At 70.1% G+C, this 9,453-nt stretch carries 7 protein-coding genes; 1 reads left to right on the top strand and 6 read right to left on the bottom strand.

Going from position 1 to position 9,453, the window contains the following annotated elements:
• The 5 genes from I53_RS27290 to I53_RS27270 form a co-directional block, all read right to left on the bottom strand.
• A partial coding sequence (locus tag I53_RS27290) for a LysR family transcriptional regulator (RefSeq protein WP_043356888.1) occupies positions 1-165 on the bottom strand: 165 nt, incomplete at its 3' end.
• Between the two features lie 76 nt (positions 166-241).
• Complete coding sequence (locus I53_RS27285) at positions 242-1,903, bottom strand: OFA family MFS transporter (RefSeq protein ID WP_051045095.1); 1,662 nt, start codon at positions 1,901-1,903, stop codon at positions 242-244.
• 298 nt (positions 1,904-2,201) lie between these two features.
• Positions 2,202-2,888, bottom strand: a complete 687-nt coding sequence (locus I53_RS27280; protein ID WP_043356887.1) for a hypothetical protein — start codon at positions 2,886-2,888, stop codon at positions 2,202-2,204.
• 163 nt (positions 2,889-3,051) lie between these two features.
• A complete protein-coding gene (acnA, locus tag I53_RS27275; RefSeq protein WP_043356884.1) occupies positions 3,052-5,751 on the bottom strand; it encodes an aconitate hydratase AcnA in 2,700 nt (899 codons plus the stop codon).
• Positions 5,752-6,188: 437 nt separating this feature from the next.
• Positions 6,189-7,007: a tetratricopeptide repeat protein gene (locus I53_RS27270; protein ID WP_043356890.1), complete on the bottom strand. Its 819-nt coding sequence runs from the start codon at positions 7,005-7,007 to the stop codon at positions 6,189-6,191.
• A gap of 129 nt (positions 7,008-7,136) precedes the next feature.
• On the opposite strand from I53_RS27270, the gene I53_RS27265 reads away from it, so the two are divergent.
• Positions 7,137-8,537 carry a leucyl aminopeptidase family protein gene (locus tag I53_RS27265; RefSeq protein ID WP_043356881.1) on the top strand — a complete coding sequence of 467 codons (1,401 nt, stop codon included), beginning with the start codon at positions 7,137-7,139 and terminating at the stop codon, positions 8,535-8,537.
• 38 nt (positions 8,538-8,575) lie between these two features.
• Here I53_RS27265 and I53_RS27260 read toward each other — a convergent pair.
• Positions 8,576-9,453 (bottom strand): amidohydrolase (locus tag I53_RS27260; protein ID WP_043356880.1); only part of this gene is annotated, 878 nt, incomplete at its 5' end.

Below are 9,453 nucleotides of genomic sequence, written 5' to 3'. Positions count from 1 at the left end.
GCCCTGGAAGCGGGAGCCGCGCAGCACGAGCTGCACGCCGAAGCGGTTCTCCAGCTGCTTCACGCCGGCCGAGAGGGTCTGCTGGGTCACGCCGCAGGATTCGGCGGCGTGCCCGAAATGCTGCTCGCGGGCGAGCGCGAGCAGGAAGTCCAACTTGTCGATCACGACGAAGGCATCCCGGCACGGCGAGGCGCCGGAAACCTAGCGACCCGCCGTGCCTGCCACAACCGAGCGATCGGGTTCAGCGGAACAGGATGAACGCCTTGGACAGGGTGATGCCGATGCCCCAGACGATCGGGATGCCGACCACCGCCCAGGCCAGGGCGGCGCCGGGGCTGAAGCCGCCGCGGCCGATGCCGAAGGAGCCCGACGGCCCGGAGGCCGTGGCGCCCGAGCGGACATCCAGGGAGGCCCGCTCGGAATCGGACATGAACCACCTTTGCGCCAGCGGCCGGACCAGCAGGTTGCAGAGGAACCCGACCGCCAGGAAGCTCGCGAGCACGTACATGGTCCGGCCGTAGAGGTCCGCCCCCTGCACGCCGGCCGCGACCTGCGCCTCGCGGATCTTGGTGATGACGAAGGGCCCGACGATGCCCGCCATCGACCACGCGGTGAGCAGGCGCCCGTGGATGGCGCCCACGAACTGCGTGCCGAACACGTCGGCGAGGTAGGCCGGGACCGTCGCGAAGCCGCCGCCATACATGGACAGGATCACGCAGAAGATCGCGACGAACAGCGCCTGCGAGCCGATGCCGGCGGCCCAGGGCGCGGCCGCATACAGGAGGCCGCCCAGGGCGAAGAAGATCGCGTAGGTGCCCTTCCGGCCGATCCGGTCCGACATCGAGGCCCAGAAGAACCGGCCCAGGATGTTGAACAGGGAGAGCAGGCCGACGAAACCCGCCGCGATGGCGGCGACCTGCGCCTTCTGGCCGGCGTCGAGGGCGGAAAAGCCGGTGCCCGGCAGGCCGATCAGCTCGCCGCCGAAGATCTCCTGGAGCATCGGCGAGGCCAGCGCCAGCACGCCGATGCCGGCGGACACGTTGAGGAACAGGACGAGCCAGATCATCCAGAACTGGAAGGTCTTGTGCGCGTCGCGCAGATGGACGTGGCCCGAGGCGATCATGGCGTTCTTGGCGGTCGGGTTGGTCCAGCCGTCCGGGCGCCAGCCGGCCGGGGGCACCCGGTAGCCGAAGGCGCCCCCCAGCATGAACAGGATGTACCCGACACCCATCACGGCGAGCGTCTGCCAGACACCGGCCGAATCCGCGGTCCGGAAGCTCTTGATCAGGCTGTCCGCCAGGGGCGAGCCGATCATCGCGCCGCCGCCGAAGCCCATGATCGCCATGCCGGTGGCCATGCCGCGGCGATCCGGGAACCATTTAATCAGCGTGGACACCGGCGAGATGTAGCCGAGGCCCAGCCCGATGCCGCCGATCAGGCCCATGCCGAGCCAGACCAGCCAGAGCTGGTGGATGTAGACGCCGAAGGCGCCGATCAGGAAGCCGCCGCCCCAGCAGAGGGCCGCCGCGATGCCGGCCTTGCGCGGGCCGGCCCGTTCCAGCCAGCCGCCGAACAGGGCGGCCGAGAGGCCGAGCACGACGATGCCGATGGAAAACACGGTGACGAGGTCGCTTACCCGCCAGTCGCAGGTCGTCGTGAACAGGGCCGTCATCACGCCCATGTCGGGGCAGGCGGCAGGAGCCGGCTGACCCACGGAGAGCGCCCGGGTCAGCGGCAGCCAGAACACCGACAGGCCGTAGGCCATCCCGATACAGAGATGGATCGCCAGCGCCGCTGGCGGGACCAACCATCGGTTGAAGCCCGGCTTGGCGACGATCCGCTCGCGCGACAACAGATTCGGGATTCTCTCAGGCGCGATCGCGCCCGCCACTCCAGCGCCCATCTTGGATTCCTCCGCCGCAGCCTCGTTGACGGGCCGCTCGGCGGCGGAAGATGCGCGATTTGTGTGCACGGCACCAGCGCGTGGCACGCTGAGGAAGCAATTTTAATCCGTTCCCGCGCCGTTTGTATGCGCCTTCCCGGCGAATGGTCCTTCGCCCCGCGCGTCGAGGCCGGACCGATTGACCGCATCCCGGCGGCCCGAAGGCCTCCGCGACGCGGCTGCAGGGCGAAGATCGAACGTCGCCCCCAGGCTCCTGATCGGCCCGCGCGACGGAATGCGTCGGGCGGGCCGTCCGGCCTTACATGGGCGGGGTCAGGCCGTCCTTGCCGACCGCGATGAGCTTGCCGTCGGCCTTGGCGCCATCCTTGGCGACCACGGCGAAGACCTTGGAGCCGGGCGTCAGGATCGCCTTGTCGGCGGGCTCGAACGCGACGATCGGCGCCGAGGAGGGCACCACGATCTCCTTGGAGCCGTCCTTGCCGTAGCTCACCGTCAGGGTGCGCTCGCCGCCCGAGGCCGCCTTGTCGGCCTTCACGGTGCCGTTGGTCATGGCGCTCTTCACCTTGGGGGCGCCCGACGTCTCGGCCTTCACGGTGCCGTTGGTCATGGCGCTCTTCACCTTGGCGCCGGCGCCGGCGGTCTGATCGGTGATCGCGTCCCAGCCGTAATGGCCCTCGCCGGTGCCGCGCATCGACTCGGGGAAGAGCACGACCTCCAGGGCGGTCATCGGGTTCTCGCCCTTGGTGGCGGTGCCGATGAAGACGCCGTCCTTGATCTGATCGAGGCTCGACGGGACCACCCAGGCGAACTTGGCGCCCGCGACATCCACCGTCTCGGTCTTGCCGTCGTCGGTCTTGATCGTGAGCGTGCTGCCATCGGCTTTGTCGACGGTACCGCGGACGCGCTCGACCTGCGCGGCGAAGGCCGCACTCGACAGGAGGGCGGTCAGGCCGGCGGCGGCGAGGGTCTTGCTGAGGTGCTTCATCGGGGTCCCATCCTGGATGCGGAAGCCCGGTTATGGGGCGACACGCGCGCGAAACAAGGTTGTGCGCAAGCGAAATGATCGCCCTGAGAAACAAATAAGGCGGCGCCCGGGGGACGCCGCCTCATCGGTCGCGGGGGCGGCCCGAGGACCGCCCGGTGCATGGTCAGGCCGCGAGCGAGCGCAGCACGTAGGGCAGGATGCCGCCGTTGCGGAAGTATTCCAGCTCGTCGAGGGTATCGATCCGGCAGGTCAGCGGGACCTGCTTCACCGAACCGTCGGCGGACTTGATCTCCGCGGTGAGCGTCTGGCGGGGCTTCAATTCGCCGGCGAGGCCCTTGATGGTGACGGTCTCGTCACCCTTCAGGCCCAGCGACTGCCAGCTCGTGTCGCCCTGGAAGACCAGCGGCACCACGCCCATGCCGACGAGGTTCGAGCGGTGGATGCGCTCGAAGCTCTCGGCCACCACGGCGCGGACGCCCAGCAGCTTCGTGCCCTTCGCCGCCCAGTCGCGCGACGAGCCGGTGCCGTACTCTTTGCCGGCGAAGATGACGAGCGGCGTGCCCTGCTCGGCGTATTTCATCGCCGCGTCGTAGATGAACATCTTCTCGCCGGAGGGCTGGAAGTGCGTCCACCCGCCCTCGACCACGCCGCCGGAGGCGTCCTTCACCATCTGGTTCTTGATGCGGATGTTGGCGAAGGTGCCCCGCATCATCACCTCGTGGTTGCCGCGCCGCGTGCCGTACTGGTTGAAGTCCTGCACGCGCACCTGATGCGACTGCAGGTACTCGCCGGCCGGCGAGGCCGCGCGGATGTTGCCCGCCGGCGAGATGTGGTCGGTGGTGATCGAGTCGAGGAACAGGCCGAGGATGCGCGCATCCGCGATGTCCTCGACCGGCTTCGGGGTCTTCTCCATGCCGACGAAGTAGGGCGGGTTCTGCACGTAGGTGGAGCCCGGGTTCCACGCGAAGGTCTCGGCCTCGGTGACCTCGACGTCCTTCCAGTTCTGGTCGCCGCCGAACACGTCCGCGTAGCGTGACTTGAACAGCGCCGAGGTGATGTTCTCCTCGATGAACTGCTGCACCTCGGCCGAGGACGGCCAGATGTCCTTGAGGTAGACCGGCTTGCCGTCCGAGCCCAGGCCGAGGGGCTCGGTGGTGATGTCGATCTGCATCGAGCCGGCCAGCGCGTAGGCGACCACGAGGGGCGGCGAAGCGAGGTAGTTCGCCCGCACGTCGGGGTTCACGCGGCCCTCGAAGTTGCGGTTGCCCGAGAGCACCGCCGCGGCCACGATGTCATTGTCGTTGATGGCCTTGGAGATCGCCTCCGGCAGCGGGCCGGAATTGCCGATGCAGGTGGTGCAGCCGAAGCCCACGAGGTTGAAGCCGAGCGCGTCGAGGGGGTCCTGCAGGCCGGATTTTTCGAGATATTCACCGACCACCTGCGATCCGGGCGCGAGCGAAGTCTTCACCCACGGCTTGGAGCGCAGGCCCTTGGCCACCGCATTGCGAGCCAGAAGCCCGGCGCCGATCATCACCGAGGGATTCGACGTGTTGGTGCAGCTGGTGATCGCCGCGATCACCACGTCGCCGTGCCCGAGGTCGAAGTTCGTGCCCTCGACGGGGTAGCGGCGCGCGATGTCGGCGGCCTTCTTGAACTCGGTCTCCATCGAGCCGGCGAAGCCCGGCTTGGCGCCGTCGAGGAGCACCCGGTCCTGCGGGCGCTTCGGGCCGGCGAGCGAGGGCCGGACCTCGCCCATGTCGAGTTCCAGCGTGTCGGTGAAGACCGGATCGGGGGTCTGGGCGTCGCGCCACATGCCCTGCGCCTTGGCGTAGGCCTCCACAAGGGCGATCCGGTCGTCGGAGCGGCCGGTGACCTTCAGGAAGTCGATGGTCTTCTGGTCGATCGGGAAGAAGCCGCAGGTGGCGCCGTATTCCGGAGCCATGTTGGAGATCGTGGCCCGGTCGGCGACCGCCATGTCATCGAGGCCGGGGCCGTAGAACTCCACGAACTTGCCGACCACGCCCTTCTTGCGCAGCATCTGGGTGACGGTGAGCACGAGGTCGGTGGCGGTGGTGCCCTCGGGCAGCTTGCCCGACAGCTTGAAGCCCACGACCTCGGGAATCAGCATCGACAGCGGCTGGCCGAGCATGGCCGCCTCGGCCTCGATGCCGCCGACGCCCCAGCCCAGCACGGCCATGCCGTTGACCATGGTGGTGTGCGAATCGGTGCCGACCAGCGAATCGGGATAGGCCACCTCGGACCCGTCCTCGGACTTCGTCCAGACGGTCTGGGCGAGGTATTCCAGGTTCACCTGGTGGCAGATGCCGGTGCCCGGCGGGACCACGGAGAAGTTGTCGAAGGCCGACTGGCCCCACTTCAGGAAGGTGTAGCGCTCGCCGTTGCGCGAGTATTCCAGGGCAACGTTGTCGGCGAGCGCCTTCGGGGTGCCGAACTCGTCGACGATCACCGAGTGGTCGATGACGAGGTCCACCGGCACCAGCGGGTTGATCTTCTGCGGGTCGCCGCCCAGCGCCACCATGGCGTCGCGCATGGCGGCGAGGTCGACCACCGCCGGCACGCCGGTGAAGTCCTGCATCAGCACGCGGGCGGGGCGGAACGCGATCTCGACCTCGGCCTTGCCCTTCTGGTCGAGCCAGCCGACGGCGGCCGCGATGTCGGCCTTCTTGACCGAGCGGTCGTCCTCGCAGCGCAGCAGGTTCTCCAGGATCACCTTCATGGAGAAGGGCAGCGCGGTGGCCGAGGCGAGGCCGTTCTTCTCGGCCGCGGGAATGGAATAGTAGGTGTAGGTCTTGCCGCCGGCTTCGAGCGTCTGGCGGGCCTTGAAGCTGTCGAGTGAGGGCACGGCTGGTTCTATCCTCGCTGCGGGTTGTCGAACACGCGCAGGCAAGACCTGCGCTACGAGATCCGTGTTCGGCCTGTGTAGCGCCCGACGGGCGCGCGCCGCCCCGGGAGTGCCCGGGCAGGACGATGCGCGGGGGCGATTTGGACGCCCGTGATGCCGCGCGGCGCAGCCGGGGAGGGATATAGAACTTTTCGAATCTGGCCGCTACCGGGTCGTCGTGACAGGTGCGTTTTCCTGTCGGGCACGGTGCGGAGCGGGCACGACGGCTGTGAGCGGGTGCGCGCGCCGTCCCGTTCCGCGCATGGGGTCAGGCGACCTCTGCGTCGGGGTGCATCGTCAGTCGCGAACACTGAGGGCGGGCCCGGACCGGCGGGGTGACCGGCCGCACGGGTTTCGGCGCAGATCGGACCGAAGAATCAGGCCGATGGGCCGTCGCGTCACCCCTGGCCCGGCGCCCCCATGCCGGACAACGACTTGGGCCGATTGGGCTGGGCCGCGAGCCTGCGCAGGGAGGCGACGTTCGTGGCCGCCTCCTCGGGGCTCATGTCGCGGCGCAGGACCGCCTCGGCATCGGCGAAGCGGCCTTTCAGGCCCAGGACCATGGCGAGATTCGCCCGCACCCGCGCGTCGGCGCCGGGCTGGTCGGCGGCCTGCCGGAGGGTCTGCTCCGCGAGATCGAGATTGCGCGACAGCGCGTAGGACAGGCCGAGATTGGACAGGAGCGAGGGCTCGTTCGGCCGGATCTTGAGGGCGGCCTCGTAGAAGCTCTGCGCACGCTCCTGCTCGCCGAGCTGGGCGGAGGCCGAGCCCTGTGCCGACAGGATGCGCCAGTCGGGATTGGCGGGCGTATGCGCGTTGGCGAGCACGTCGATCGCCTCGCGGAATCGGCCCGCCTCGACCAGCGACTTGCCGTAGGCGCCGAGGAGGACCCGGTCGCGCGGGTTGCGCAGGGCCGCCTGCTGCAGCACCGCCGAGGCCTGGCTGATCTGATCGGTGGCCCGCAGGGCGCGGGCATAGGCGATCGCCGTGCGGCCGTCGGTGGGATCGGCGTTGAACCGCTCGGCCAGCCGGTCGATGTCCTGTCGCGCGGGCACCGCGGCGGCGGCCGGTGTGCCCCCGAGCGAGCCGATCGAGCCGGTCGTTTCCGGAGAGCGGGTGTTGCAGCCGGCAAGCCCCAGCGCGACGACGGCCGCCACCAGAGCGGCGCGGCCACCGGCATTGGCCTGGGATCGTGTGACCCGGATCAGGGCCGTCATCATGGTACGCTCCGCCGGCATCTGGCCTGGACGCGATGGCACGCGCTTCACGCTCCAGGCCGGCCGGTGATAGAGCGTTAACCCTAACCACCGGTTAAGCCGCCCGTCGGGACGGCATGCGAGAGGCACATGACCCAGGCCGAGATTCCGGCGACGACCCTCGGGCTCCTGCCCGGCGACACGCAGGCCGTGCCGGTGAGCCTGGTCACGACCGGGAGCTGGGCAAAGGTCGAAGCCGGCCTGGAACCGACCCAGCGGAGCTTCGCCCGGGCCATCGGCTTCAAGCCCAAGGCGGGCGGCCTCGCACTGCTGCCCGGCCCCGACGGCAGCCTCGCGCGGGTTCTGTTCGGCCTCGGCGATCCGGAGGCGGCGGCCCACGACCGGCTGCTCGTCGGCAAGCTGCCGGGGCTGCTGCCGGAGGGCGTGTTCCGGCTGGACGACGCGCCCGAGCCCGCCGAGGCGGCGCTCGCCTGGCTGATGGGGAGCTACCGCTTCGGCCGCTACCGCTCCGGCGGCGGGAGCCAAGCCCGGCTCGTGGCGCCGGCCGGCATCGACGCGGCCGAGGTGGAGCGGATCGCCGCCGCGGTGGCGATGGGCCGCGATCTCTTCAACACGCCGGCCAACGATCTCGGCCCCGCCGAGATCGAGGCGGCGGCCCGGACGCTCGGCGCGCGCCACGGCGCCTCCGTCACCGTCACGCAGGGCGAGGCGCTCGCCACGGAGTATCCCCTGATCCACGCGGTGGGCGCCGCCTCGCCCCGGGCGCCACGGCTCATCGACCTGACCTGGGGGCCGGCGGATGCGCCGCGCGTGACCCTGGTCGGCAAGGGGGTGGCCTTCGACACCGGCGGCCTCGACATCAAGCCGTCGGCCGCGATGCTGCTGATGAAGAAGGACATGGGCGGCGCCGCCGCAGCGCTGGCCGCCGCCGACATGGTCATGGGCGCGCGCCTGCGCCTGCGCCTGCGCCTGCTGATCCCCGCGGTGGAGAACGCCGTATCGGGCAACGCCTTCCGCCCCGGCGACGTGCTGCCGAGCCGGGCCGGGCTCAGCGTCGAGATCGGCAACACCGATGCGGAAGGCCGGCTGATCCTGGCCGACGCGCTCGCCCTCGCGGACGCGGACTCCCCCGACCTGATCCTCGACTTCTCGACCCTCACCGGCGCCGCCCGGGTGGCCCTCGGGCCGGACCTGCCCGCCTTCTTCACGGAGGACGATGCGCTGGCCGAAGCGGTGGCACAGGCCGGCCGGGCGGCGATCGATCCGGTCTGGCGCATGCCGCTGCACGCGCCCTACGCGAGCCTCCTCGACTCCAAGGTGGCCGACCTCAACAACGTGTCCGGCGGGCCGTTCGCGGGGGCGATCACCGCGGCCCTGTTCCTGCGCCGCTTCGCACCGAACACCAAGGCGCACGGCCATTTCGATCTCTACGGCTGGAACCCCTCCACCAAGCCCGGGCGGCCCGAGGGCGGCGAGGTTCAGACCGCGCGGCTGACCTACACGCTGCTCAAGGCGCGCTACGGGGGCTGATCCGGCCTCCGCGAGGGTCGGGACGGCGGGGAGCCCGCTCAGGCGGTGAGCGGCAAGCCGGTCTCGATCAGGCGCGCCCACAGGGAAGCCCCGTACGGCGCGGCCGCGTCGTTGAAATCGTAATGCGGGTGATGGAGCGAGGCGCTGTCGCCGTTGCCGATGAACATGTAGGCGCCGGGGCGGCGGCCGAGCATGTAGGAGAAATCCTCCGCGGTCATCATCGGCGCCACCGCGCGATCGACGTTCTCTCGCCCCACCAGGGCCTCGGCGACATCGGCCATGAAGTCGGTCTCGGCGGGATGGTTCTCGGTGACCGGATAGCTCGATCCGTACTCGACCCGGCCGCGGGCGCCGAAGCCGCCGGCGATGTCGGCCACGAGGGTCTCGATCCGTCCCTTGATCTGGCTGCGCACCGCCTGGGACAGCGTGCGCATGGTGCCGCGCATGGTCACGGTCTGCGGCAAGACGTTGAAGGCCTCGCCGGCCTCCAGCGCACAGACCGAGACCACCGCCTGCTGCACCGGGTCGAGGTTGCGCGACACGATGCTCTGCAGGGCGATGATCACGTGGCTCGACACGAGCACGCTGTCGATGGCGTTCTGCGGGAGCGCCGCGTGCCCGCCCCGCCCCTCGATGGTCACGGTGAAGCGGTCGGTGGAGGCCATGATCGGCCCCGGGCGGATCGCGAAGGTGCCGATCGCCATGCCGGGGATGTTGTGCATCCCGTAGACCGACTCGACGCCGAACCGCTCCATCAGGCCGTCCTCGACCATGGCCTCGCCGCCGCCCCCGCCCTCCTCGGCGGGCTGGAAGATCAGCACGGCCGCCCCGTCGAAGTCCCGGGTCTCAGAGAGGTACTTGGCGGCGCCGAGGAGCATGGTCGTGTGCCCGTCATGGCCGCAGGCGTGCATCTGCC

The organism is Methylobacterium sp. B1 (assembly GCF_000333255.1).
GTDB lineage: Bacteria > Pseudomonadota > Alphaproteobacteria > Rhizobiales > Beijerinckiaceae > Methylobacterium > Methylobacterium fujisawaense.
Note: the sequence above shows the minus strand (reverse complement) of the source record. Positions and strands in the feature narration are given on the sequence as shown.

Excerpts from the sequence above, each read along its gene's own strand:
- I53_RS27280 (WP_043356887.1), bottom strand. The coding sequence starts at position 2,888 with ATGAAGCACCTCAGCAAGACCCTCGCCGCCGCCGGCCTGACCGCCCTC.
- I53_RS27265 (WP_043356881.1), top strand. The coding sequence starts at position 7,137 with ATGACCCAGGCCGAGATTCCGGCGACGACCCTCGGGCTCCTGCCCGGC.
- I53_RS27285 (WP_051045095.1), bottom strand. The coding sequence starts at position 1,903 with ATGGGCGCTGGAGTGGCGGGCGCGATCGCGCCTGAGAGAATCCCGAAT.
- I53_RS27270 (WP_043356890.1), bottom strand. The coding sequence starts at position 7,007 with ATGACGGCCCTGATCCGGGTCACACGATCCCAGGCCAATGCCGGTGGC.